This window comes from Aquitalea sp. FJL05 (assembly GCF_003852595.1).
Lineage (GTDB): Bacteria > Pseudomonadota > Gammaproteobacteria > Burkholderiales > Chromobacteriaceae > Aquitalea > Aquitalea aquatilis.
Genome location: NZ_QAJS01000013.1, coordinates 63,300 through 88,583 on the forward strand (window position 1 = coordinate 63,300; position 25,284 = coordinate 88,583).

Here is a 25,284-nt window from a genome sequence, read left to right on the forward strand (position 1 = left end):
GCTGACTGCGGCCACGGGCCGGAACAGGCGTATCTTACGCTGTGATCCGGCCGTGCAGTCACGGCCATGAGTGCGTGCGCAATGCCTCCAGCAATAATTCGGCCACCCGTGCGGTGGAGGCCGGGTTCTGACCGCTGATCACACGCTGGTCCACCAGCGCGAACGGGTCCCACGGTTCCGGTGCCTTGTGATAACGGGCACCCCGTTTGACCAGCTCGTTTTCCGGCAGAAAAGGCAGCTGCCCGGCCAGCCCGGAAAGCCGTTCCTCGGTATTGGAAAAACAGCTCATCTGCTTGCCTTCAACCAGCAGGCTGCCATCGTCCAGCCGGATATTCAGCAAGCCGGCCACGCCGTGACAAACCGCACACACCACGCCACCCTGCTGGTAGATCTCGCGGGCAATGGCTTGCAGCACGGCATTGTCCGGAAAATCCCACACCGCACCATGGCCGCCAGCGAAATAAATGGCGGCATAGTCTTGCGGACGCACCGCGGCGGGCTGCAGCGTGCTGCCCAGCCGGTTCATGAAGCTCTTGTTCTGATACCACTCCCAATCCAGCTCGTCGGCCAATGCCAGGCTGAGCGGATCAATCGGCGTGTAACCACCGCGCGGACTGACAATGTCCACGGTATAGCGCGCAGCCTCTACCCGACTGACAAAATGGACGGCTTCCCCCAGCCATAGCCCACAGGCCCTGGCGCTTTGCGGGTATTTTTCAAAACTGCTGACCACCATCAAGATCTTTTTCATGACTGCGTCCTTTGCCGGCTTGCCACCTGCCCTGCGCACCGCTATTGACTTAGCAAACAATTTAAACTGTAGTAAATGAAAAGTAGCACTCAGGCAGAGTAGGAGATCACGCAAGGCTGGACAAGTGCGCAAACTCCGCCAGCCTTGCCTATTCCTACGCATTTTGCCGCTTAGCACCGCGTGCAAACGGCATCTCACCAGAACAGGCAGTTGGGCAGGCAGCAGGCTGCCCGGCCGCGCCGCTATCGTGTTGGCCGAGATAAGGGGAATGATGATGACTGCGAACAAGGCAATCGATCTGGCCACCCATATATTGCAACAGGCAGCGCAAGCAGGCTGGCACCCCAGCCGGCTGGATGGCGTCAGCCTGCTGCGCCAGGACAGTAACAGCCCCCCCACTCCGGTATTGCATGAAGCCAGCGTGGTGATCGTGGCTCAGGGCTGCCAGCGCGGCTATCTGGGTGAGCAGGTGCTGAGTGTCGATCCCGGGCATTGCCTGGTGGTCGCCACCCCCATGCAGTTCGAATGCGATACCAGCCTGCAGCAAGACGAACACCTGCTGGCACTGGTCATCCGCATCGACCCCAGCCTGGTAGACCAGCTACTGCGGCTGATGGATGACCCGCCCCAGCACAAAACCAGCGGCAAACCACAGGGCATGCTGCTTTGTCCCATGACGCCAGCGCTGCAGGACGCAGCGCGGCGCTTGTTGCACAGCCTGCAGCAGGAGCAGGAAAGCCGGGTGCTGGGGCCGGGCATCGTGCGGGAAATCCTCTACCGCATCCTGCTGGCCGATGCCGGACAAACCCTGCGGGCCTTGTTTGCCCGCCATGGGCGGCTGCGCCAGATACAACGCAGCATCGAACACATCCACCGCCATTACGCCTTGCCGCTCAGCGTGGCCCTGCTGGCCGAACTGGCCGGTATGAGCAGCAGCGCCTTTCATGAAAGCTTCAAGGCCGTCACCGGCTATGCCCCCATCCAGTATCTGAAAAACACCCGCCTGCATCAGGCACGCCATTTATTGCTGCAGGATGGCCACAATATCAGCCAGGCCGCTTATGCCGTGGGCTATGCCAGCCCTTCGCAGTTCAGCCGCGAGTTCAAGCGCCTGTTCGGCCTGCCGCCACGTGAGGAAATCCAGCGCCTGGCCATGGCAACGGACGGCTAGGCTGGCTGGGGCCGGCCACGCCGCATGGCTGGCAAAGCCCCGGTGACGCTGGTATCGTTGGCAGGCACATTTGATGCACTGCACAAGCAGCACAAAACGGGAGAAACAGAAGATGAAACAACGCGAGATCGTGGTACTGAGCGCGGTACGCTCCGCCATTGGCACCTTTGGCGGCGCACTCAGCCACCTGGAGCCGGCCGAACTGGGCGGCCTGGTCATGAAGGAAGCCATTGCCCGCTCCGGCGTGGCTGCCGAACACATCCACCATGTCACCGTGGGCAATTGCATTCCCACCGAAGCCCGTTACGCCTATGTAGCACGGCTGGCCTCCATCGCCGCCGGTCTGCCGATGGAATCGGTGGCCATGGCGGTAAACCGCCTGTGCGGCTCCGGCCTGCAAGCCGTGGTATCCAGCGCCCAGGCCATCATGCTGGGCGACTGTGATTACGCCATCGGCGGCGGGGTGGAAGTCATGTCGCGCGGCGGCTATCTGCTGCCGCAACTGCGCAGCGGTGCGCGCATGGGCAATGCCACCGCCATCGACATGATGACCGCCGCACTGACCGACCCCTTCGGCGTCGGCCACATGGGCATCACGGCGGAAAACCTGGTCGACAAATGGCAGCTGACGCGCGAAGAGCAGGATGCCTTCGCCCTTGCCTCGCAGCAGCGTGCCGCCGCAGCCATCGCGGATGGCCGTTTCGTTTCGCAGATCGTCCCCATCGTCACCCAGACCCGCAAGGGCGAAGTGGTATTCGATACCGATGAACATCCGCGCGCCACCACGCTGGATGCGCTGGCCAAGATGAAACCTGCCTTCAAGAAAGATGGCTCGGTCACCGCCGGCAACGCTTCCGGCATCAATGACGGCGCAGCCTTCCTGGTGCTGGCTGCAGCCGATGCCGCCGCAGCCGCCGGCCAGCAGCCGCTGGCCCGTATCGTGTCTTATGCCGTGTGTGGCGTGCCCAATCACATCATGGGCGAAGGCCCGATTCCGGCCACCCAGGCAGCACTGCAGCGTGCCGGGCTTAGCCTGGACCAGATCGACGTGATCGAATCCAACGAAGCCTTTGCCGCCCAGTCGCTGGCGGTGAGCAAGGCACTGGGCCTGCCTGCCGACAAGACCAACCCCAATGGCGGGGCCATTGCGCTGGGGCATCCGGTGGGTGCCAGCGGCGGCGTGATCGCCACCAAGGCGCTGTACGAACTGCAGCGCATCAAGGGCCGCTATGCCATCGCCACCATGTGTATCGGCGGTGGCCAGGGTATTGCGGTGATTTTCGAACGGCTGTAAATCAGCGCTTTTCGCCGCCCGCACACCGCCCGCTTGCCGGGCGGTTTTGCATTGCCGGCTGTCTGCTCTGGCACAAATGCGATCAACATAAAAGCTGTCAATACCGGATTACCGTATAAAATGACAGGAGATCAGCCTGAGCTGACCGGGTAGCCACGGCCGTCCACCCTTCCCTGTTCCAACCCACATCACTGGCCCTGCCGCCAGAAAGTTGCCATGGCGATGAAAACACTTGGCTTGCTGTTGCTGCTTGCGTTGGGACTGGGGCTGGCACAAGCGGCCCCGCCGCAGGCGCTGAGCTGGGATGGCCCGCGTGATGGCCCGGCCCGCCAGAGTGGCGTGCACAAGGTCACCTTCATCGCCCAGGATTTGCGCAATGGTGGCATAGGCGGCAGTTATCGCGGTTTTGCCAGTGCCGCCCGGCTGCTGGGCTGGCAAATACAGGTGCTGGATGCGCAGGGCAGCACTATTTTGCTGCGCAAGGGATTTGCCGAAGCGATGGCCTCGCGCAGCGACGGCATCATTCTGGGAGGTTTTCAGGCCAGTGATCTGGCAGCCGAAGTCGCCGCCGCGCAGCGTGCCCGCATCGTGCTGGTGGGCTGGCATGCCGCCGCCCAGCCCGGCGTGGTGCCGGGGCTGTTTTTCAATGTCAGCAGCGACCCGCTGGCCGTGGCGCGCCGCGCCGCCGAGCATGTCATCCAGGACAGTCGTGGCAAGGCTGGCGTGGTGATTTTCAATGACGAACGCTTTGACATTGCCAACGCCAAAACCCGCTTCATGCAAGAGCTGATCCAGCACTGCAGCGGCTGCCAGATGCTGGAAGTGCAAAACCTGCCGCTCAACCATGCCGACCAGCGCATGGATGCCGTGGTGAAGGAGCTGAACCAGCGTCATGGCCGGCGCTGGACCCACACCCTGGCCATCAACGATGTCTATTTCGACGAGATGAACTACCCCTTGCTGCATGCCGGCCGTGGCGACGTGCGCAATGTGTCAGCCGGCGACGGCTCCAGCAAGGCCATCAACCGCATCCGCGCCGGGCTGTCACAGCAACTGGCAACCGTGGCCGAACCGCTGGGTGCACAGGGCTGGCAGCTGGCGGATGAAATGAACCGGGCCTTTGCCGGTGCCAAGCCCAGTGGCTATATCAGCAAGCCGATACTGGTGACCCGCGACTTGCTGCAACAGCTGGGCAATCAGGATATCGACGCCAGCCTGCCCTACCAGCAGGCTTACCGGGCCATCTGGTTCCCCCGCTGAGCAGGCAGCCGGCGGCTCAGGCCAGTAGCTTGCGTTCGCTCTTGCCGTATTTCAGCGACTTCTCATCCGGCAACATCAGGCCGGTGCTTTCATCCCGTCCCTGCAGAATGAAGCGTGCCTGCGGCTGCCCCAGCTGCTCGGCAGCCAGCTTGCTGTCGGCCCCGATCTCGCCTTTTTTCATGCGGTTCACAATCAGCCCCACCGAAGTATCGGCAAAGTCACGCAGCATCCAGGCATCGCCATCGCTGTCACCGGCGACCAGGATAGGGCCATAACCCTTTTTCGCCTGCAGCTGCTGGCGAATGCCCACGGTCTTGCCCGGCCCCCAGTTGAAATGCCAGCCCGGCTGATAGCGGTCGGTGTATTTGCCATCCGCCATCTCCAGCCGCAGGCCGATGACATTTTCCGCCGGCACGCCGTAGCCAAAATCTTCATGACCGGCAAATACCCGCACCACATCGTCGATGGAGGCGGTGCTGACATACACATCAATGCCGTTGGCGCGCAGGGTATGCATCAGGCCACGGATTTCCTCGTGCACGCGGATGCCGTGAAAATGGGTATCGGCCACCACGCCAGCCTTGCCCGGCAAGCTGTGCGGGCTTTCGTAGCGCACCTTGCGCAAGGCATCGCCCAGCGCGGCCTTGTTGGAGGCCAGCGCCATCGCCTGCAATTCCGCCGGGCTCATGTTCTTGTAGAAATAGATGATCCACTTGTAGCCGATCTCCAGCGGGAAGCTGTCGCAGATGGCGTCATACATGAAATAGAGCTTGGCGCGGAAATCCTTGAACTGGTCGCTGGCCTGGATTTCCTCCAGGCTGCGGCTGCCGGCCAGGCCCTGGTAATTGGCATGCAGCCAGCGGTAGTCGGACTCCACGTCCGCCGCGATATCTGCCATCCGCACCGGCTTGCCGTCCACCGTCTTGTAGTCGGCCATGAAGGTGGCATCCGGCACATCGCGCCACAACACCCGGGCGAACTCATCCGGCGTCAGCTTGTATTGCAGATGGTTGATCTGGTACATCAGCAGCGCTTCTTCGCAGTCGTTCATGATGCAGGTGTTGTCCCAGTCGAACACCGCATACGGCTTGCGATCTGCCCGATAGCTGGCGCTGGCACTGCCATGCTGGCTCAGCAGCAATTGCAGCCGCTGTGCATTGCGCGGCGACCAGCGCGCACTATGCAACGGTACGGTGACTTTGCCGCTAGCGGCACGGGCGGTGGCGGAAGCCAGCAACAGGGGGCTGCTGGCGGATACGGCGGCAAGGGCATGGATGAACTGGCGACGCTGCATGGTCTCTCCCGGGGCGGTGTAGGGGTAGACGGGCAGGCAGTCTGCCCGTCAGCATGCCCAGCATAATAAACACCCAATATTACAACTTTGCCACAAAAGTACACAAAATGCCGAAATGCGACGCCGCCCACTCCCGTGGCAAACGGCTTGACAGCGCCCCGCCCTCTCTCGCAATGTGCACTGCCTTTCTTCCACCGCACTCCCGCAGGAGAAGCCCATGTGGCAACAGGAGCGTTACCAGCGCATCCGCGCCTTGCTGTCCGCGCAACAACGCCTGAGCACCGAGCAACTGGTCAGTGCCTTGCAGGTGTCGCGTGAAACCGTGCGCCGCGATGTGGCGGCACTGGAAGCCATGGGCGAGCTGCGCCGCATCCACGGTGGCGTGATTGCCCGCAGCGGCGAGGAAGCACCGATTGCCGAGCGCGCCCTGCAGCAGGTGCGCTACAAGCAGGACATTGCCCGCGCCGCCTGCAGCCGGCTGCGCCAGGGGCAGACCCTGTTTATCGATGCCGGCACCACCACCGCACTGCTGGCGCGCGAACTGGCCACGCTCAGCGGCCTGACCATCATCACCAATGCCTTCGACGTGGCACTCGCGCTACGCCGGCCCGCGCAGGGCGGCGGCCATCAGCTCATCATGCTGGGCGGGGAGCTGGGCGAACGCGCCCCGGCCACGGTGGGGGGTAGCACCGTGGCGGAAATCGGCCGTTACCACGCCGACATCGCCCTGTTGTCGCCAGTCGGCGTCAGCACCGCCATGGGCGCCAGCAATTACGACCCGCGCGAGGCGGAAGTGGCGCGCGCCATGTGCGCCCAGGCGGATCAGGTATACATGCTGGCCGATTTCAGCAAGCTGGGCATCAGCAGCCGCATCAGCACCTGCGCGGCCAACGATATCGATTTGCTGATCAGCAACCGCAAGGCCGCCGACATGCCGGCCTGCCAGGCGCTGACAGCACAGGCAGGAGAAGTCTGGCTGGTGTGACAGCCAGCGCCGCGCTGAGATCAAGATGGCATATGCAAACAAGAAAACGTTATTTTTGTTATATTAAAAACAGAAATATCCTGTTTTAAGTTATATAAATCAGGATAGCGTCATGGCCAGTTTCTTCCTTCGTGCCGCGAGCACGCCGCCGCAGCCCCTTCTGTCGCTGTCCCGCAGGGGGGCCGTGGCATGAACTTCCAGCAACTGCGCATCATCCGTGAAACCGTGCGGCAGAACTTCAACCTGACTGAAGTGGCCAATGCGCTGTACACCTCGCAATCCGGCGTCAGCAAACACATCAAGGACCTGGAAGACGAACTGGGCGTGGAGCTGTTCGTGCGCAAGGGCAAGCGTTTTCTCGGCCTGACCGATCCGGGCAAGGAATTGCTCACCATCGTGGAACGCATGTTGCTGGACGCCGGCAACATCAAGCGGCTGGCCGAACAATTCAGCCAGCGTGACGAAGGCCAGCTCACCATTGCCACCACCCATACCCAGGCGCGCTATGCACTGCCGCAGGTGGTCACCGCCTTCAAGAAGGCCTTCCCCAAGGTGCATCTGGTGTTGCATCAGGCCAGCCCGGAAGAGCTGGTACGCCTGCTGCAATCGGGTGACGCTGACATCGGCATCGCCACCGAGGCCGTGGCCGAAGTGCCGGAACTGGTGTCCTTTCCCTACTACGGCTGGTATCACAGCGTGATCGCCCCGCCGCACCACCCCTTGCATCAGCAGACGCTGTCGCTGGAAACGCTGGCGGAATACCCCATCGTCACCTATCACCAGGGCTTTACCGGCCGCGCCCAGATCGACCGGGCCTTTGCCCGCGCCGGGCTGGTGCCGGACATCGTGATGTCGGCGCTGGATGCCGACGTGATCAAGACCTATGTCGAGCTGGAGCTGGCGGTAGGCATCGTGGCGTCGATGGCGGTGGACCCCGTGCGTGACCAGGCGGTAAAAGTGGTGGCCGGCGAACCGCTGTTCGGCCAGCAGACCACCCGCATTGCCATCCGCCGTGGCCACTACCTGCGCAGCTATGCCTACCGCTTTATCGAGCTGTGCTCGGCGGCACTGGATGAAAGCACGGTGCGCAGCGCGCTCAGCCCGGCCATGCAGGACTAAGGCCGGCCACGAACAGGATTTCCGATCCACCGCGCCGGGTACTCAACAAGCCATCGGCTACCGTCGCCGCCCGCAACGGGCCATTACAGGAATTGATGTTTCTTGCCGCAAGTTGACAGCCCGCCGGGGTATTCTGCCGCCCACAGCTGCCGAATACCCGGCGGCAGCACCGGCAAGGAATTCCTGTTTCATGCGCCAGCTGATTGTCCGCCTCCTCTCCCGTCGTCAGGCCCCTGCCGAACTGGATAGCGCCAGCGAAAGCCGCCTGTGCGCGCAGTTTCTGCCGGTGGTGCAGACCCTGTGCCGCCAGCGGCTGGATGCATGGCAGGGCAAGCTGGCAAACATGCCGTCACCGCGCAACGAAGACAGCATGAATCTTTACGAACGCGCCTGCCTGTATCTGGAGTTTGGCCAATGGCAGAAGGCGCTGGCCCTGCTGGAAGCGGCCGCCCTGCGGCTGCATGGCCATTCACCCAGCGCAGCCGCCAGACTGATGCGGCTCACTAGCGACATGCGCGCGGCTGACCGCGTGGCACGGGAACTTCTCGCTTGATCTGCCAGTCTGCCGTCCTGACTTGACCCGTACTATCGGACAGGTAATATCCACTCCCTCCCATTTCTGAAACCGCCATGTCGCCCTGTGCGCCCTGCTGCTAGCCGAATCACATGCTTTCACACACCCGCCTGACCACCGCACTTGCCCTTGGCACCGTACTGTCCTGTAGCCTGTCCACCCCGGCACACGCCGAATCGCTGTGGGAGTCTGCCCGCAACGAAGTACAGCATGTCTGGGATGACGGCACGCTGGATGCCTACCTGCCGCTGAACACCTATCACATGCGCTGGGCCTATACCCAAGAGAAAATTGCCGAGTTCAACGAAAACCCCTGGGGCTTTGGCCTGGGCCGCAGCCTGCGTGACGACAAGGACAACTGGCATGCGCTGTATGCCATGGCCTTTCTGGACTCGCACAAGAAAGTAGAGCCCATCGTCGGCTACGCCTACACCCACCCCTTTGCCCGCGCCGGCGAATGGCGGGCGGAAATCGGCTATACCGCCTTCATCACCTCGCGTACCGACACCCTGCACTCCTTCCCCTTCCCCGGCGTGCTGCCGCTGGTCGGCATCAGCTATGGCAAGTTCACCATCAACAGCACCTACATCCCCGGCGGCCAGGGCAATGGCAATGTGCTGTTCACCTTTGCGCATTACAACTTCTAGCACAGGGAAGCGCAGGCAGTGATGAGGCGGCCGCCAGCCACGGCCGCAGCATGTAAAGCATGTAAAACGGGGCTAATTGGCTTCACTTCACTCAAAGCGGTGTAAAGCCGGCCGCAGCTGGCTTGTCGCGCTGTGCCGGCCTGACTAAGGTGAGCGCATTGTTCACCATGAATGCAGGCCCATCATGCGCCCCACCCTCTTTCTGTTTGCCAGCACCAGCCTGGCCCTGCTGCTGAGCAGCACCAGCCATGCTGCAGAGTCATCCGCACCGTTCGATGCTGCCTCTCCTCATCACTGCCAGGCCGAACACCATGATGCCTCGGCCGCCGAACACCAGCACTGCGCTAGCCGCGATCCGCATGCCGCTGATGAACACGGCCACCAGCCGCCCCCGCCGCCGCACGAAGCACCGCTGGCTGCAGTAAAAGCCTGCCTTGGCAAAAAGGTGGGCGCCAAAACCACCGTGTATTGGCATGGCGACAGCATTCCCGCCGTCTGCCAGCCCTACGATGGCATGCTACTGGCCAAACCGCTGCGCCCGCTGGTGCCGCCCGCGCCGCCGCAAGACGCGCCGCACCCGACAGAGTGAGTTCCCTGTAAACGTAACAAGGCCGGGCATTGCCCGGCCTTGTCTCGTTTACCAATAGCCGCTCTGGCCGCTGCGCCATGCTTACAGCTTGAGCATGCCCTTCTCTTCGATGATGGCGATGATGTCGGCCAGCCCCTGCCCGCTTTTCAGATTACTGAACACAAACGGCCGTTCGCCACGCATCTTGCGCGCATCCCGCTCCATCACTTCCAGCGAAGCCCCCACCAGCGGGGCCAGGTCGATCTTGTTGATCACCAAGAGGTCCGACTTGCAAATGCCCGGCCCGCCCTTGCGCGGAATCTTGTCGCCGGCGGACACATCGATCACGTAGATGGTGAAGTCGGACAGCTCCGGGCTGAAGGTGGCCGCCAGATTGTCGCCACCACTTTCGATGAAGATCACGTCCAGCCCCGGATGGCGGGCATTCAGCCGTGCCACGGCCTCCAGATTGATCGACGCATCCTCGCGGATGGCGGTGTGCGGACAACCGCCGGTTTCCACGCCGATGATGCGGTCTGGTGACAGGGCTTCGTTCTTCACCAGGAACTGCGCGTCTTCCTGGGTGTAGATGTCGTTGGTAACCACGGCCACGTTGTAGCTGTCGCGCAGGGCGCTGCACAGTGCCCAGGTGAGGTGGGTCTTGCCCGAGCCGACCGGCCCGCCAATACCCACGCGAAGTGCGCTCTGTTTCATGCCGGATGTCCTTTGTGCTGAGGTAATGCGGTGGCAGATAAGGGCTTAGCCTGGATTTCCAGGCTCATGAAAATGCTGAAGGGATCTTCACGGTAATCGGCAAACGGCCCACAGCGGCTAAAGCCAAAGCTTTCATACAAGGCCAGGGCGGGCTGGAATGCCGCAGTGCTGCCGGTTTCCAGGCTGAGCCGCTGATAGCCGCGTTGCTGCGCTGTCTGCAGAATGTGCGCCAGAATGCGCTGCGCCACCCCCTGGCGCAGATGGGCGGCAGCAGTGCGCATGGATTTGATTTCGCCATGCGTGGGGTCAAGCTGTTTGAGCGCGCCGCAACCCAGCACTTCCTCGCCCTCCCACGCGGTCCAGAAGGTGACCGCAGCGGCCTTCAAGCCGGTCAGGTCCAGCGCGTGTACGCTTTCCGGCGGGGAGTTGGCATACATGCCGGCCAGATGCTCTTGCAACAGCGCGTGCACGCGCGGGTCAGTCAGGTGATCGATGATGATTTGCATAGTGTTACGCTTGTTGAAACGTTAAAACGAAGGCTTGCTGCCTTGTCGCGCCAGCCCGACCGGCGCACGGGCTATCTGCTGCCTCATGATCGGAACAGCCTGCTGTATTGGCTTTCGTGTTTCATCGCCGCCCACATCAGGCCGGGGGCGAAGTTGCTGCATTGTGTTGCAGGCAGGCTGATGGCGCGCTCCACCACACGGGCCAGTACCGGCAACAGCGCAGACAGCAGTTGCTGGCCGGCAGTCTGCCCCATGGGCATGGCCTTGAGCAGTACCATCACCTGATTTTCCAGCCAGCTCCACAAGAGGGCGGTAACCGCTTCGCGCTCGGCAATACCCAGTGCCTGCGCCGCCATGGCCCAGGCTGTGGGCAGGCAGATTTCCTCGTCTGCCACCCCGGCTGGCCAGCACATGGCCTGGCTTTCCGGCAGGCTGACCAGCAGCTGGCGCAGCGAATAGCCCATCTGCACGGTTTCCTGCCGCTGTTCGCGGCTGTCACGGCTGGCCAGATAGCGCTGGTTGAGCCGGTACAGGCAATGCTCATCATCAGCCGCGATGGCCTGCATCATCTGCACCAGCATGGCCGCGTCAAACTGGCAGGCCGGGCCTTGCAAGACATCCGCCAGCCACAGGCGGGCACTGGCGGCATCGTGTACCAGGCCCAGCTCCAGCGCACTTTCCAGCCCTTGCGAATAGCTGAAGCCGCCAATTGGCAGGCCGGGGCTGGCCAGACGCAACAGTTGCAGCAGGGACAGCAGCGTCGTCATGCCGGCTGGCCGAACAGATGCAGCTTGGGCGCGTACTGGAAGGCGGCATCCTTGCCGTGCGAATGATGATGGCCGCCACCGTAGGCACCGCTTTCCGGATGGAACGGTGCCTGCAGGCGGCTCACTTCGGCCCCCAGTTGTTGCAGCATCTGTTCCAGCACGCTGTCGTCCAGCAGCCGCAGCCAGCCATCGCCCACCTGCAGATGCACATGGCGATTGCCCAGATGGTAGGCAGCGCGGCACAGCTCCTGTGCATTGGCACAGCGCACATGCAGTAGAGCCTCGTCCGCCGCCAGCACCCGCAGCACCCGCCCGTCTTCGGCCTGCAGCAGCTGACCATCGGCCAGTGGCGCGCCTGCCGACAGGAACAGGCCGACTTCTTCGCCATTGCTGGCGCGGGTACGCAAGCGGGTCTTGCTGCGCAGCTCGAAGGTCAGCCGCAGCTCGGCATCCCAGCCAGCAGCCTGTTCCAGCCGTTGATTGATGATCAGCATTTTCCTGTCTCGCTTTCTTGTTTTCCTGGTGGGGAAACACCATTTGCCGTGTCCGGATTTTTCATTATCAGAACAGGAAATAGCGCTGCGCCATGGGCAGGCTGGTAGCCGGTTCGCACCACAGCAACTGGCCATCGGCCTTCACCTGATAGTTTTGCGGGTCCACCTCGATCTGCGGCAGGTAGTCGTTGTGGATCAGGTCGGTCTTTTGCACGCTGCGGCAGTTCTGCACCGCCACCAGCCGCTTGCTCAGGCCCAGCGCCTGGCCTATCCCGGCATCCAGCGCAGCCTGCGACACAAAGGTGACGCTGCCATCGGCAATGGCCTTGCCGAAGCTGCCGAACATCGGCCGGCTATGCACCGGCTGCGGTGTGGGAATGCTGGCATTGGCATCGCCCATGGCCGCCATGGCGATGATGCCGCCCTTGATAATCAGGCTGGGTTTGACGCCAAAGAACATCGGCTTCCACAACACCAGGTCGGCCAGCTTGCCCGCCTCGATGCTGCCCACCTCGTGGCTGATGCCATGGGTAATGGCCGGGTTGATGGTGTATTTGGCGATATAGCGCTTGATGCGGGCGTTGTCGCAGCCCTCGTCATCGCCTGCCAGCGGGCCGCGCTGCTGCTTCATCTTGTCGGCGGTCTGCCAGCAACGCAGGATGGTTTCTCCCACCCGGCCCATGGCCTGGCTGTCGGAGGACATCATGGCGAAGGCGCCCAGATCATGCAGGATGTCCTCGGCAGCAATCGTCTCGCGGCGGATACGGCTTTCGGCAAAGGCCACATCCTCGGCAATGGCCGGGTCCAGGTGGTGGCACACCATCAGCATGTCCAGATGCTCGTCGATGGTGTTGACGGTAAACGGCCGTGTGGGATTGGTGGAGCTGGGCAGCACATTGGCAAAGCCGCAGGCCTTGATGATGTCCGGCGCATGGCCGCCGCCGGCACCCTCCGTGTGATAGGTGTGGATGGTGCGGCCCTTGAGCGCCGCCAGCGTGGCTTCGACAAAGCCGGATTCGTTCAGCGTATCGGTGTGAATCGCCACCTGCACGTCCATCTCGTCGGCCACGCTCAGACAGTTGTCGATGGCCGCCGGGGTGCTGCCCCAGTCTTCATGCAGCTTCAGGCCGATGGCCCCGGCGCGTACCTGTTCGCGCAGCGCTTCCGGCAGGCTGGCATTGCCCTTGCCGGTAAAGCCCAGGTTCATGGCAAAGCCTTCCGCCGCCTTGAGCATGCTGGCCATATGCCACGGCCCCGGCGTGCAGGTGGTGGCATTGGTGCCGGTGGCCGGGCCGGTGCCGCCGCCTATCATGCTGGTGATGCCGGAAGCCAGCGCTTCTTCGATCTGCTGCGGGCAGATGAAGTGGATGTGGGTGTCGATGCCGCCGGCGGTCACGATCATACCTTCACCGGCGATGATTTCCGTTGCCGCGCCGATGACGATGTCCACGCCGGGCTGGATGTCCGGGTTGCCGGCCTTGCCGATGGCAGCGATACGGCCGGCTTTCAGGCCGATATCGGCCTTGACCACACCCCAGTGGTCGATGATCAGCGCATTGGTAATCACGGTATCGGCCACCGCGGCCGCCAGCGCCTGGCCTTGCCCCATGCCGTCGCGGATCACCTTGCCGCCGCCGAACTTCACCTCTTCACCGTAAACGGTGTAGTCACGCTCCACCTGCGCCCACAGCCCGGTATCGGCCAGTCGCACCGCATCGCCCACAGTGGGGCCGAACATTTCGGCATAGGCCTGTCTGCTGATTTTCATAAGTCCCCCATCACCCGGCCCTGAAAGCCGAATACCCGGCGCGCACCAGCCAGCGCCACCAGCTCCACCGTGCGTGTCTGCCCCGGCTCGAAACGCACGGCGGTGCCGGCGGCAATATTCAGCCGGAAGCCGCGTGCCGCGGCGCGGTCAAACAGCAGCGCGTCATTGGTTTCGGCAAAGTGATAATGCGAGCCCACCTGTATTGGCCGGTCGCCACTATTGGCCACCACCAGGCTGATGGTGTCGCGGCCGGCATTGAGGGCGATCTCGCCATCCTGCACGCGCAGTTCTCCTGGAATCATCTGTATCTCCTGTGGGCAGACTGTGGTTCAGACAATGGGCTGGTGCACGGTGACCAGCTTGGTGCCGTCCGGGAAAGTGGCTTCCACCTGGATGTCCGGAATCATCTCCGGCACGCCCGCCATCACCTGTACACGTGATAGCAGCGTGGTGCCGTAATGCATCAGTTCGGCCACGCTACGGCCATCGCGCGCGCCTTCCAGAATGGCCGCGCTGATATAGGCCACGGCCTCGGGGTAATTCAGTTGCAGGCCACGCGCCAGCCGGCGCTCCGCCACCAGTCCGGCGGTGAAGATCAGCAGCTTGTCTTTTTCGCGGGGGGTCAGTTCCATGGAATGCTTTCTTGTCAGCTCGCCCAGATGCGCGGCTGGCTGGCCGCACGTCCGTGGCTGAAGGGATAGATCAGGTCGCGACAGCCACGCAGCCAGTGATGGGCTGCTTCGGCACTGTCGCCGATGAAACGGGCCAGCCAGACGCCAGGCAACTGGCTGGCTGCGGCACGCCCGGCACAGGGCAGTTCCAGGCAGGCCTGATGCAGTTCGGGCGGCAAGTCCGGCCCGGCCCACAGCAGGGTGGCCAGCACGCTGTGGCCGCCCATGCCCACCGGCGAGGCCAGCAAGGGGCAGTCACCCGGCACATGGCTGTGCTCGCACCACAGCAGCTGCTCATCCCGCCACACTTCACCGCTTTGCTGCCAGCAGCCGCGATCAAAGCGCTCGGCACTGGCCGGTCGCCCCAGGCACATGACCTCGCCGGCCAGCAGACAGGCATCGCCCTGCAGCTGGAAGCGGTTGTCGAGTGCCACCACGCTGCCGGCATACAGAATGGTTTCCTGTGGCAGCCATTCCAGCAGGCTGCCCGGCTGCTGCTCCACCCGCAGCTGCTGGGAGGAGGCCCGGCCAAAACCGTCATACCACTTGGCCGCACCGGGGCTGGTCAGCAGCACGGCAGCCCCCTCGGCCAGATGAATGTCCAGCGTCAGCCGGTCGCCACCGGCCATGCCGCCGGGCGGATGCACCACGATGTGCTGGCACTGGCCGTGGCCATCGATAAAGTGTTTCTGCACCCGCAGCGGCCCCTGATGGCGGCGATGCACCGGCACGGTGCGGCCCTGCACCACGGCATAGCCCAATTCCAGTGCAGCCGGCCAGCCGGCCAGCAGCCCGCTCGGCAAGGGGCTGGCAGAGGGCAGCTCGTTCATGTTCATCAGCAGTCAACCAGCAAGGCGAATGCACTTGAATCAGCAATTACCATGCCGGGGCCATCATCAGATGGCCAACAGTTCGCGCACGCCATCGCTGGCCATCTGGCTGCCCTGCCCGCTGCGGATCACTTCGCCGCGCGACATCACCAGATAGCGGTCGGCCAGTGCTTCGGCAAAATCGTAGTACTGCTCCACCAACAGGATGGCCATGTCGCGCCGCGCCGCCAGGCTGCGGATGACTTCGCCGATCTGCTTGATGATGGAGGGCTGGATGCCCTCGGTGGGTTCGTCCAGCACCAGCAGCGAAGGCTGGCTGACCAGCGCCCGGCCGATGGCCAGTTGTTGCTGCTGGCCGCCGGACAGGTCGCCGCCACGGCGCTGGCGCATGTCGTACAGCACCGGGAACATCTCGTACACCGAGGCCGGAATCTCGCGCCCGGCCTTGCCGCCAAAGCGCGCCAGCCCCATGCGCAGGTTTTCTTCCACCGTCAGCCGGCCAAAAATCTCCCGCCCCTGCGGCACATAAGCAATGCCACGCGCCACGCGCTGGTGCGGTGCACAGCGGCTGATGTCCTCTCCCTGCCAGCGTATGCTGCCGCTTTTGGCCGGCAGCTGCCCCATCAGGCAGCGCAGCAAGGTGGATTTGCCCACGCCGTTACGGCCGAGCAGGCAGGTCACCTGGCCGATTTCGGCCTGCAGGCTGACGCGGCGCAGAATGTGGCTGCCGCCGTAGTATTGGTCCAGTTCTTGTATGTCCAGCATGTCAGCGCCCCAGATAGACTTCGATCACCCGTTCATCCGCCTGCACTTGCTGCAGGCTGCCCTCGGCCAGTACCGCGCCCTCGGCCAGCACCGTCACCTTGCCGGCAATGCTGGCGATGAAATCCATATCGTGTTCCACCACCATCAGCGAATGCCGGCCCTTGAGGGTGAGCAGCAGCTCGGCGGTCTTTTCGGTTTCGGCATCGGTCATGCCGGCCACCGGTTCGTCCAGCAGCAATAGCTGTGGCTCCTGCGCCAGCAACATGCCGATTTCCAGCCACTGCTTCTGGCCATGCGACAGCAGCCCGGCCAGCCGCGCCCGCTGCTCGCCCAGGCGGATCAGCGTCAGCAATTCGTCGATACGGTCACGCTGCTGCCCGGAGAGACGGGCGCGCAGGCTGGCCCACACCGAACGCGGCCCGGCCAGCGCCAGTTCCAGGTTTTCCTGCACCGTCATCGCCTCGAACACCGTGGGTTTCTGGAATTTGCGCCCTATGCCCAGTTGGACGATTTCCGCCTCGGAATGCTGGGCCAGATTGATGGTCTGGCCGAAAAAGGCCGAGCCGCTGTCGGCGCGGGTCTTGCCGGTAATCACGTCCATCATGGTGGTCTTGCCCGCGCCGTTGGGGCCGATGATGCAGCGCAGCTCGCCCACGGCGATGGACAGCGACAGGCGGTTGAGCGCACGGAAGCCATCAAAGCTGACACTGATGTCATCCAGATAGAGAATCTGGCCGTGGGTCACATCCAGTCCCGGCTGCAGCAAGCGGCCACTGGCAGCGGTATCGCCATCCCAGCTTTCACGCTGCACCGTTTGCGAGGTGGTGGCAGGCATCATGCATTCTCCTTGTGGCCACGCATCAGGCCCAACAGGCCGCGCGGCAGGAACAGCGTGGTGGCAATGAACAGCCCACCCAGGAAGAACAGCCAGTATTCGGGAAAGGCCACGGTAAACCAGCTCTTGGCCACATTGATGAAGCCCGCGCCCAGCACCGGGCCAATCAGGCTGCCGCGCCCACCCACCGCCACCCAGATGGCGATTTCAATGGAGTTGGCCGGCGACATTTCCCCCGGATTGATAATGCCCACCTGCGGCACGTACAGCGCCCCGGCCAGGCCGCACAACATGGCCGAAGCCACCCAGATGAACAGCTTGTAATACAGCGGGTTGTAGCCGCAGAACATCAGCCGCGACTCGGCATCGCGAATGGCAGTGAGGATGCGCCCGAACTTGCTGTGCACCAGCCAGAAACCGGCCGCCAGCGCGGCCAAGAGCAACAGCACGGTCAGCAGGAACAAGGTGGCGCGGGTGGCCGGCTCGGCAATACCATAGCCAAGGATGCGCTTGAAGTCGGTAAAGCCGTTATTGCCGCCAAAGCCGGTTTCATTGCGGAAAAACAGCAACATGGCGGCATAGGTGAGCGCCTGGGTCATGATGGAAAAATACACGCCCTTGATGCGCGATCGGAAAGCCAGCCAGCCAAACACCAGCGCCAGCAGGCCGGGCACACCCACCGCCAGACACAGCGCCCAGGCCAGATGCTCGCTGCCCTGCCAGAACCAGGGCAGGGTTTTCCAGTCGAGAAACACCATGAAGTCGGGCAGATCGCTCTGGTAATTGCCGTCATGGCCGATGGCACGCATCAGATACATGCCCATGCCGTAGCCACCCAGGGCAAAGAACAGGCCGTGGCCCAGGCTGAGCAGGCCGGTATAGCCCCATACCAGGTCCATGGCCAGCGCCACGATGGCATAGCACAGGATCTTGCCGGTCAGCATCAGCGCATAGGCCGACACATGCAGGCTGCTGGACGGTGCGGTCCACAGATAAAGCGCCGGCATGGCCAGCAGCACGGCGAGGACTGCCGCGCCGGCCAGCTTGAGCGGCTGCGGCCCCACACGGGCGGCCAGCCGCAGGGAAAGTGCGGTTTGCATGATGGTCTCTCCTAGTCCAGTACCCGGCCCTTGAGGGCAAACAGGCCTTGCGGACGCTTCTGGATGAACAGGATGATGAAGCCGAGGATGAGGATCTTGCCCAGCACCGCCCCCAGCGACGGCTCCAGAATCTTGTTGACGATGCCCAGGCCCATGGCCCCGGTCACGGTACCGGCCAGTTGGCCCACCCCGCCCAGCACCACCACCATGAAGCTGTCCACGATATAGCCCTGGCCCAGCTCCGGCCCGACGTTACCGATCTGGCTCAGCGCCACCCCGCCCAGCCCGGCAATGCCCGAGCCCAGGCCGAAGGCCAGCATGTCCACCTTGCCGGTGGGCACGCCCACGCTGTCGGCCATGCGGCGGTTTTGCGTGACCGCACGCACGAACAGGCCCAGCCGCGTCTTGTTCAGCGCCAGCCAGGTCAGCACCAGTACGGCAGCCACGAAGCCGATGATGGCCAGCCGGTTGTACGGCAATGTCAGCGCCGGGGTGATCGCCCAGCCACCGGACAGCCAGGACGGATTGGCCACCTCCACGTTCTGCGCGCCAAACAGCATGCGCACCGCCTGGATCAGCATCAGGCTGATGCCCCAGGTGGCGAGCAGGGTTTCCAGCGGACGGCCATACAGGTGGCGGATGATCAGCCGCTCCAGCGCCATGCCGATGACAAAGGTGACGGCAAAGGCTACCGGCAGCGCAGCCAGCAGATAGGCATCGAAAGCGCCCGGCCACCAGCTGCGGAACAGGTTCTGCACCACATAGCTGGCGTAGGCACCAATCATCAGCATCTCGCCATGCGCCATATTGATGACGCCCAACAGGCCATAGGTAATGGCCAGCCCCAGGGCGGCCAGCAACAGCACCGAGCCCAGGCTGACGCCGCTGAAGGCATAGCCCAGCATGTTGTAACGCCACTGGCTGTTTTTCAGATCAAGCAAAGCTTGGGCCGCTGCCACCCGCACGCGGGAGTCTGGTTCACTGGCACTGTCGGCCAGCGGCGCCAGCAGCGTCTGCGTGGCCGGGTCGGCACTATCCGCCAGGGTAAGGATGGCCTTCAGGCGCTGGGTGGCATCCGGGCTGGCCAGTTGCAGACGGGCGCTGGCCATATGCAGGGCCTGTTGCACCTGGCTGTCTTGTTCCTGTTGTTGCCGACTCAGTAGCAAGGGCAGCAGGGCCGGGTTGGCACTGTCCTGCAAGGACTGGATGGCCGCCAGCCGTTTGCTGCACTCCGGGTCGGCCAGATCGCTGGCGGCATGAAAGGCTTGCAGCGCGCTGCGCACGCTGTTGTTGACTGGCTGCGCGTCCAGACTGCTGGCATCGCCGGCGACAGCCTGGGCAGTATCGACATCGCTCAGCTTGCCGTCCTCGGCTTGCAACAGCATGTGCTTGCCGTCGCTGCTGGCGAACAGCCTGCCCTCTTCCAGTGCGGCCACCGCCTGACGGCGGGCGGCATCGGGCTGGATGGTCCAGCCCTCGATCAGGCCGGCACGGTCGGCCGGGTCGGCATGGGCTAGCTCGGCCAGCGGGCCGGCCGCCGTCAGGCCGCTGTACAGCAACAGCAGCAGGAGCAAGGGTTTGAACAATTGCATGGTGCATTCCTTACTGAATGGACCGCCAGGCCGCCCTGCCTGTTGCGGGCAGGGCGGCAGCGGTCAAGGGCGCGAGTCGTCCCGTACTGCACTTGGAACAATCAATCAAAGCGGCTGAGAAACAGGCGCAGCAGCGATGTTGTCAGCCGCTGTTACTTGCTCTTGACCGGGGTGTCGGGCTTCTTGTCATTCCCCGGGATAAAGGGGCTCCACGGCTGGGCGCGGATCGGGGTCTTGGTCTTCCACACCACCGAGAACTGGCCATTGGACTGAATCTCGCCAATCATCACCGGCTTGTGCAGGTGATGGTTTTTCGGGTCCATTTCCAGGGTGAAGCCGGACGGCGCGGCCAGCTTGATACCGGCCATGGCCTTGGTCACGGCGGCCACATCGGTGGTGCCGGCTTTCTTCACCGCTTCGGCCCACATATTGATACCCACATAAGTGGCTTCCATCGGGTCGTTGGTGACCAGCTTGTCGGCATTGGCCAGGCCCTTCTTCTTGGCCCAGGCGCGGTAGTCGGCAATCCACTTGCTGTTGACCGGGTTCTTCACGCTCATGAAGTAGTTCCAGGCGGCCAGATGGCCCACCAGCGGCTTGGCATCGATGCCCTTGAGTTCTTCCTCACCCACCGAGAAGGCCACCACCGGCACGTCGGTCGCCTTCAGGCCCTGATTGCCCAGTTCCTTGTAGAAAGGCACGTTGGAGTCGCCATTAATGGTGGAGATGACGGCAGTCTTGCCGCCGGCGGCAAACTTCTTGATGTTGCCGACGATGGTCTGGTAATCGCTGTGGCCGAAGGGGGTGTACATCTCCTGGATGTTTTCGTCCTTCACCCCCTTGGAGTGCAGGAAGGCCCGCAGGATCTTGTTGGTGGTGCGCGGGTAGACATAGTCGGTCCCCAGCAGGAAGAAGCGCTTGGCACTGCCGCCCTCCTTGCTCATCAGGTACTCCACCGCCGGAATGGCCTGCTGGTTGGGCGCAGCACCGGTGTAGAACACATTGGGTGACATTTCCTCACCCTCGTACTGCACCGGGTAGAACAGCAGGCCGTTCAACTCCTCGAACACCGGCAGCACCGACTTGCGCGAGACCGAAGTCCAACAGCCGAAGGTCACCGCCACCTTGTCCTTGCTCAGCAGCTGACGCGCCTTTTCGGCAAACAGCGGCCAGTTGGAGGCCGGGTCCACCACCACCGGTTCCAGCTTCTTGCCCAGCACGCCGCCCTTGGCATTGATCTGGTCGATGGCAAACAGCGCCATGTCCTTGAGCGAGGTTTCCGAAATGGCCATGGTGCCAGACAGGGAGTGCAACACCCCTACCTTGATGGTGTCGGCGGCAAAGGCTGGCATGGACACGAGGCCGGCGGCGGCCAGGACCAGCGGAGCGGACTTCAGAAACATGCGACGAGTAGATGCCATGAGATTCCCCTGATGATTGCTATGGATGTTGCGCTGCGTCATCAGAGTACGATCCGCGCCGGGCCTGCAAAATACGTTACATGACGTACAAGCCTGCGCAGGCCAGACCGGGCGCATGCTTGCCGCTGTGCCATGCCCTTGTGCTAGGCTGTGTCTCCCCGTCGATGGAGTCTGTTTATGCTGCCACGCAGCGCCTGGCGTGATTTCACCGCCGTCATTTTCAGCGTGGCCCTGCTTGGCCTGGGGCTGGGCAGCACCATGCCGCTGACCGCCCTTACCCTGACCGCACGCGGTTTCAGCCCGGAGGTAATCGGCTGGACCGTAGCCGCCGGCGCACTGGGCGGGGTGCTGGCCACCGTGGCCGCGCCGGCGCTGGCGCTGCGGCTGGGGCGGCGCAATGTGATGCTGGGCTGCCTGCTGCTGGCGACACTATCGGTGATGCCGCTGCAATACCTGCAGTCGATTCCCGGCTGGATGCTGGCGCGCTTCCTGTTTGGCGCGGCCATGGCCCCGCTGTTCGTGCTGGGGGAAAGCTGGATCAACACCCTGGCCGGCGACCATGCGCGTGGCCGCATCGTGGCCATTTACTCCACCTGCTTCACCGCCTGTCAGGTGCTGGGACCGCTGCTGACTGACCTGCTGGCGCGCTGGCCGGAGCAATCCTTCCTGCTGTGCGGCGGGCTGTTCTTGCTGGGGGTGCCGGGCGTGATGCTGGCGCGGCCCGAACAGCCGGCCGGCCAGCAGGCGGCCCACCCTGCGCCGTCTGCACCCGGTACGCTGGGCAAACAGAGCGCCACCTCCTGGCTGGGCATCATCCGCAGCGCGCCGGCCATCCTGCTGGGCACCGCTTTCTTTGCCTCATTCGATACCGTCATGCTCAGCTTTCTGCCGCTGGTGGCCATGGACGCCGGCATGAGCCAGAGCCGCGCACTGGCTTCGGCCTCCATCCTGCTGGCCGGCGATGCCGCGCTGCAATTCGCCATCGGCTGGTTAGCCGACCACTTTGGCCGCCGCCGGGTGCAGCTGTTGTGCGGCATGCTGGTCTGCCTGCTGCTGCCCTTGTTGCCGTGGCTGATGCAGCTGCCGGGGCTGTGGGAAGTCTATCTGTTTGTGCTGGGCGGCTGCGCCGGTGCCATCTATACCTTATCCATGGTGGCCAGCGGCGAGCTGTTCAGCGGCGCGGCGCTATTGCGTATTTCCGGGCTGATTTCGCTGAGCTGGAATGCCTCCAGCAGCCTGGGGCCGGCGGCCACCGGGCTGGTGATGCAGCATGCCGGCGGCAGCTGGATGGTGGCGGTACTGTGGGGCATGGCCCTGCTGTTTGTCCTCTGCGGCTGGCGGCAGCGCGCGGCAAGGTAGGCCGTCGCCCTACACTGAGCGCTTGCCAGCACACTGACTTTTTCGCAGGCTAGAGCCGCTAACAAAACCCTGCCGCTGCGTTGCGCCTCCTTGCCGTACTGCTTGTACTGTCTGCGTCGGCGCGCCTTGCCCCAGGGGTGCTACGCTCTTGTTAGCCGCTCTTAACAAATGTTCGATGGAAGCCAAGCATGCAATCAGCCAGATGGCCCCAGGAGATACGCGCTCTGATTGCGCGGGAATGGCAGCAGTTACGCAGTTTTCAGGCCAGTGACCGGCCGTGGCAGATGCCGCTGACAGCAGCGCTGGCCACCGGTCTGCCGCTGCTGATTGCCGCCTGGACCGGCCAGCTTGGCTACGGCCTGCTGTCCTCCCTGGGCGGCATGGCTTTTCTCTACCTGCCGGCCACGCCCATGCACCACCGCATGGTCACCATCATGGCCTGCAGCTTTGGGCTGATCGCCAGCTTCACCCTGGGCCTGTTAAGCCAGCTGCTACCGCTGGCCGCAGCCCCGGTACTGACCGTCATCACCATTCTGGTAACGATGATCTGCCGCTTTTACCGCCTGCCGCCGCCCGGCAGCTATTTCTTCGTGATGGTGGCCGCGCTGGCCGCTTATACCCCGGTGCCGGTGCTGCAGATACCACTGCGGGTGGGCCTGCTGGCCATGGGCAGCCTGCTGGCCTGTGTGCTGGCCTTCGGCTACAGCCTGCATGTGCTGAGCCAGCGCACACCCAGACCGATACAAGCCCTGCCGGCTGCCGATTTCGACTTCGTGGTGGTGGATGCGCTGATCATCGGGCTGACTGTCGGCCTGTCGCTGCTGCTGGCCGAACTGCTGCAACTGGAGCGTCCCTACTGGGTGCCGGTGAGCTGTCTGGCCGTGCTGCAAGGGGCCAGCCTGCGGGCGGTATGGAACCGCCAGTTCCAGCGGCTGCTGGGCACGGCGCTGGGGCTGCTGCTGACCTGGGCGGTGCTGAGCCTGCCCTTGAATGCGTGGTCGGTCGCGCTGCTGGTGATGTTGCTGAGCGGGGTGGTGGAAACCCTGGTGGTGCGCCACTACGGCATGGCGGCGGTGTTCATCACCCCCATGGCCATTTTGCTGGCCGAAGCCGCGCACCTGGGCCAGGGCTCTGCTTCCAGCCTGATCGAGGCGCGCTTCTACGACACCCTGGCCGGCGGCCTGGTCGGCTTGCTGGGTGGGCTGAGCCTGCACCGGCCACCGCTGCGCCAGGGCATCAGCCGGCTGATACGGCGGGTACTGCCGCACAAGGACAACAGCTGACTCAGCGCTGGCGGTGCTCGGCGTCGGCATCGGCATCGGCCTGCAGCCGGCTGCGGACAAAGTCGATATGGCCGCGCAATTCATACAGCAAATCGCCAAAGGCAGCCGGCACCACGATCTTGCTTACCGTGGCATCGACATGCTGCAGGCGGTGCAGCAATTCCTCCTGCTTGCCCGGCACGCTGCGCTGTGCCACCGCCTCGCGCTCAATATCGAACAGCACCCGATACCAGCGATTGATGCCGGACTGGATGCGCCAGCGGTAAATGGCCGGGGCCATTTTCAGCGCCGGAATCAGCAACAGCGCCAGCGGCAGCATCACCGCCAGCCCGCGCGCCACCAGACCGGCCAGCCAGAAGGGGAAGGTGCGATAGAAAAAGCTCTTGCCGGAGGCGTAATAGCGCTGCGCATCCGGGCTCAGGCGGATTTCATGCTCGGCCAGCACCGGAAACTCGCCAGCCTTCTTGAACAGACCGGGCTTGCCGTGGACTTCGCGCGCGGCCTCCAGCAGCAGATCGGACAAGGCCGGATGCAAGCCCTCGCGTGCTACCAGTTCCACCGTGGGGCCGACCAGATTGGTGTTTTCCGGCGGGAGATCCCGCCCCAGGTCCAGCGCGCCACGCGGCAGCTCCAGCTTGTTCAGATAGCTGACCCGCCGCGCGTAGCCATCAGCCTGGATGAAGCTGAAAAGATGAATGTCCGGCGTGTGCAGCAACTGGCGTAGCAGATCGGTGGAGCTGGAGTCACCCATCACGAACAGCGCATCCACCTGCTGCTCCAGCAGGGACTTGACGGCATCGCCCGGCAGCGCATTCAGCAGCGTGGTTTCAGCCCCCGGCGTGATGCCATTGAGCTTGAGCAGCGCCAGCGCCAGGCTGTGAGTACCGCTGCCCTCTTCGCCGATAGCCAGCCGCATGCCTTTGAAATCGGACAGCAATGCCTTGGGTGCACCGCGATAGAACACCATCAGCGGCTGATAGGAAATGCTGCCCAGCGACATCAGCCGGCTGGTATCGGCACTGCCCGCCTCGCCGCCCAGTACGAAGCCGACATCCACATCCAGCCGGGGGTTGCTCAGCTTGTGCAGATTATCCAGCGAGCCGCCGCTAGGCAGGATTTTCACCGTCACCCCCTCGCGCGCCAGGATCTTCTGGTAACGCAAGGCGGTTTTCTGGAACACGCTGCCCGGCGGGCCGCTGACGATGGTGAGGCTGGTTGGTGCCGCCGCATTGGTCAGCACCAACGCCAACAGCATGATGAGCACGCCGGCCAGCACAATCATCACCATCGACAGCACCAGGCCACGGCCAAACAAGGCCGTCAGCCGGCCGGCAAGGCGGGGAAACAGGCTTCGGGGAGAGAACAAGGCAAGACTCCTGACTGGGGCCGGCCAGCGCAACAGGTGGCATGGCCGGACCGCCGCAATCTACCACGGCAGCCCCGCCGCCGCGACCCTGGCCGGCGGCAGGCCGGGTATGATGGCGCTTGACTTCGAGTGCACTCCAACTAGCAGACT

The 25,284-nt window shown here is 63.6% G+C and carries 25 protein-coding genes and 1 pseudogene; 10 read left to right on the top strand and 16 right to left on the bottom strand.

From position 1 onward, the window contains the following. Nucleotides 1-58: 58 nt before the first annotated feature. A complete protein-coding gene (locus tag DBR44_RS11965; RefSeq protein ID WP_124644262.1) occupies nt 59-751 on the bottom strand; it encodes a type 1 glutamine amidotransferase domain-containing protein in 693 nt (230 codons plus the stop codon). Nucleotides 752-1,019: 268 nt separating this feature from the next. On the opposite strand from DBR44_RS11965, the gene DBR44_RS11970 reads away from it, so the two are divergent. The 3 genes from DBR44_RS11970 to DBR44_RS11980 all read left to right on the top strand — a co-directional run bounded on the left by DBR44_RS11970 (nt 1,020) and on the right by DBR44_RS11980 (nt 4,476). Continuing rightward, nucleotides 1,020-1,922: an AraC family transcriptional regulator gene (locus DBR44_RS11970; RefSeq protein WP_124644263.1), complete on the top strand. Its 903-nt coding sequence runs from the start codon at nt 1,020-1,022 to the stop codon at nt 1,920-1,922. A 112-nt stretch (nt 1,923-2,034) separates the two neighbouring features. After that, complete coding sequence (locus DBR44_RS11975) at nt 2,035-3,216, top strand: acetyl-CoA C-acyltransferase family protein (protein WP_124644264.1); 1,182 nt, start codon at nt 2,035-2,037, stop codon at nt 3,214-3,216. A 216-nt stretch (nt 3,217-3,432) separates the two neighbouring features. Further along, nucleotides 3,433-4,476, top strand: coding sequence for a substrate-binding domain-containing protein (locus DBR44_RS11980; RefSeq protein WP_199731033.1), 1,044 nt, complete (start codon nt 3,433-3,435; stop codon nt 4,474-4,476). Between the two features lie 16 nt (nt 4,477-4,492). On the opposite strand, the gene DBR44_RS11985 is transcribed toward DBR44_RS11980, so the two are convergent. Continuing rightward, nucleotides 4,493-5,770, bottom strand: a complete 1,278-nt coding sequence (locus DBR44_RS11985; RefSeq protein ID WP_124644265.1) for an HAD family hydrolase — start codon at nt 5,768-5,770, stop codon at nt 4,493-4,495. A 217-nt stretch (nt 5,771-5,987) separates the two neighbouring features. Here DBR44_RS11985 and DBR44_RS11990 point away from each other — a divergent pair, with 217 nt between their 5' ends. The 5 genes from DBR44_RS11990 (at nt 5,988) to DBR44_RS12010 (ending at nt 9,684) form a co-directional block, all read left to right on the top strand. Beyond that, a complete protein-coding gene (locus DBR44_RS11990; RefSeq protein ID WP_124644266.1) occupies nt 5,988-6,755 on the top strand; it encodes a DeoR/GlpR family DNA-binding transcription regulator in 768 nt (255 codons plus the stop codon). 189 nt (nt 6,756-6,944) lie between these two features. Further along, nucleotides 6,945-7,874 carry a CysB family HTH-type transcriptional regulator gene (locus tag DBR44_RS11995; RefSeq protein ID WP_124644267.1) on the top strand — a complete coding sequence of 310 codons (930 nt, stop codon included), beginning with the start codon at nt 6,945-6,947 and terminating at the stop codon, nt 7,872-7,874. Between the two features lie 190 nt (nt 7,875-8,064). Beyond that, entirely contained in the window at nt 8,065-8,427 is a 363-nt protein-coding gene (locus DBR44_RS12000; protein ID WP_124644268.1) for a hypothetical protein, read from the top strand. Nucleotides 8,428-8,540: 113 nt separating this feature from the next. Then, nucleotides 8,541-9,095, top strand: coding sequence for a lipid IV(A) palmitoyltransferase PagP (gene pagP, locus DBR44_RS12005; protein ID WP_124644269.1), 555 nt, complete (start codon nt 8,541-8,543; stop codon nt 9,093-9,095). Between the two features lie 184 nt (nt 9,096-9,279). Beyond that, nucleotides 9,280-9,684 carry a hypothetical protein gene (locus DBR44_RS12010; RefSeq protein ID WP_124644270.1) on the top strand — a complete coding sequence of 135 codons (405 nt, stop codon included), beginning with the start codon at nt 9,280-9,282 and terminating at the stop codon, nt 9,682-9,684. Nucleotides 9,685-9,765: 81 nt separating this feature from the next. On the opposite strand, the gene ureG is transcribed toward DBR44_RS12010, so the two are convergent. The 13 genes and pseudogenes from ureG to urtA form a co-directional block, all read right to left on the bottom strand. Further along, nucleotides 9,766-10,377: an urease accessory protein UreG gene (ureG, locus tag DBR44_RS12015; RefSeq protein WP_124644271.1), complete on the bottom strand. Its 612-nt coding sequence runs from the start codon at nt 10,375-10,377 to the stop codon at nt 9,766-9,768. Beyond that, nucleotides 10,374-10,883 (bottom strand): GNAT family N-acetyltransferase, encoded by a 510-nt coding sequence (locus tag DBR44_RS12020; RefSeq protein ID WP_124644272.1) that lies wholly within the window; start codon nt 10,881-10,883, stop codon nt 10,374-10,376. The genes ureG and DBR44_RS12020 overlap by 4 nt, the downstream gene beginning before the upstream one ends. 83 nt (nt 10,884-10,966) lie before the next feature. Next, nucleotides 10,967-11,650: an urease accessory protein UreF gene (locus DBR44_RS12025; RefSeq protein WP_124644273.1), complete on the bottom strand. Its 684-nt coding sequence runs from the start codon at nt 11,648-11,650 to the stop codon at nt 10,967-10,969. Continuing rightward, nucleotides 11,647-12,144 carry an urease accessory protein UreE gene (ureE, locus tag DBR44_RS12030; protein ID WP_124644274.1) on the bottom strand — a complete coding sequence of 166 codons (498 nt, stop codon included), beginning with the start codon at nt 12,142-12,144 and terminating at the stop codon, nt 11,647-11,649. The genes DBR44_RS12025 and ureE overlap by 4 nt, the downstream gene beginning before the upstream one ends. Before the next feature lie 67 nt (nt 12,145-12,211). Further along, nucleotides 12,212-13,912: an urease subunit alpha gene (ureC, locus tag DBR44_RS12035; protein WP_124644275.1), complete on the bottom strand. Its 1,701-nt coding sequence runs from the start codon at nt 13,910-13,912 to the stop codon at nt 12,212-12,214. Continuing rightward, complete coding sequence (locus DBR44_RS12040) at nt 13,909-14,214, bottom strand: urease subunit beta (RefSeq protein WP_124644276.1); 306 nt, start codon at nt 14,212-14,214, stop codon at nt 13,909-13,911. The genes ureC and DBR44_RS12040 overlap by 4 nt, the downstream gene beginning before the upstream one ends. A 27-nt stretch (nt 14,215-14,241) precedes the next feature. Beyond that, nucleotides 14,242-14,544, bottom strand: a complete 303-nt coding sequence (ureA, locus tag DBR44_RS12045; RefSeq protein WP_124644277.1) for an urease subunit gamma — start codon at nt 14,542-14,544, stop codon at nt 14,242-14,244. A gap of 14 nt (nt 14,545-14,558) precedes the next feature. Then, the gene (locus DBR44_RS12050) at nt 14,559-15,419 is read right to left on the bottom strand and encodes an urease accessory protein UreD (RefSeq protein ID WP_233578521.1); all 861 of its coding nucleotides are present in this window, start codon (nt 15,417-15,419) and stop codon (nt 14,559-14,561) included. Nucleotides 15,420-15,479: 60 nt separating this feature from the next. Beyond that, nucleotides 15,480-16,178: an urea ABC transporter ATP-binding subunit UrtE gene (gene urtE / locus DBR44_RS12055; RefSeq protein ID WP_124644279.1), complete on the bottom strand. Its 699-nt coding sequence runs from the start codon at nt 16,176-16,178 to the stop codon at nt 15,480-15,482. A gap of 1 nt (nt 16,179) precedes the next feature. Then, nucleotides 16,180-17,016 (bottom strand): urea ABC transporter ATP-binding protein UrtD, encoded by an 837-nt coding sequence (gene urtD, locus DBR44_RS12060; protein ID WP_124644280.1) that lies wholly within the window; start codon nt 17,014-17,016, stop codon nt 16,180-16,182. Further along, the gene (gene urtC, locus DBR44_RS12065; protein WP_124644281.1) at nt 17,013-18,113 is read right to left on the bottom strand and encodes an urea ABC transporter permease subunit UrtC; all 1,101 of its coding nucleotides are present in this window, start codon (nt 18,111-18,113) and stop codon (nt 17,013-17,015) included. Before urtC ends, urtD begins: the two co-directional genes overlap by 4 nt. An 11-nt stretch (nt 18,114-18,124) precedes the next feature. Beyond that, nucleotides 18,125-19,705: an urea ABC transporter permease subunit UrtB gene (urtB, locus tag DBR44_RS12070; protein WP_124644282.1), complete on the bottom strand. Its 1,581-nt coding sequence runs from the start codon at nt 19,703-19,705 to the stop codon at nt 18,125-18,127. Nucleotides 19,706-19,857: 152 nt separating this feature from the next. After that, nucleotides 19,858-21,045: pseudogene (gene urtA, locus DBR44_RS12075) on the bottom strand (urea ABC transporter substrate-binding protein); the annotation flags it as partial. A 258-nt stretch (nt 21,046-21,303) separates the two neighbouring features. Between urtA and DBR44_RS12080 the strand changes: the two are divergent. Further along, the gene (locus DBR44_RS12080) at nt 21,304-22,485 is read left to right on the top strand and encodes an MFS transporter (RefSeq protein ID WP_124644283.1); all 1,182 of its coding nucleotides are present in this window, start codon (nt 21,304-21,306) and stop codon (nt 22,483-22,485) included. Between the two features lie 188 nt (nt 22,486-22,673). Further along, nucleotides 22,674-23,768: an FUSC family protein gene (locus DBR44_RS12085; protein ID WP_124644284.1), complete on the top strand. Its 1,095-nt coding sequence runs from the start codon at nt 22,674-22,676 to the stop codon at nt 23,766-23,768. 1 nt (nt 23,769) lies between these two features. Here the strand turns inward: DBR44_RS12085 and DBR44_RS12090 are convergent, their stop codons facing one another. Beyond that, entirely contained in the window at nt 23,770-25,134 is a 1,365-nt protein-coding gene (locus DBR44_RS12090; protein WP_199731034.1) for a TAXI family TRAP transporter solute-binding subunit, read from the bottom strand. Nucleotides 25,135-25,284: the final 150 nt, after the last annotated feature.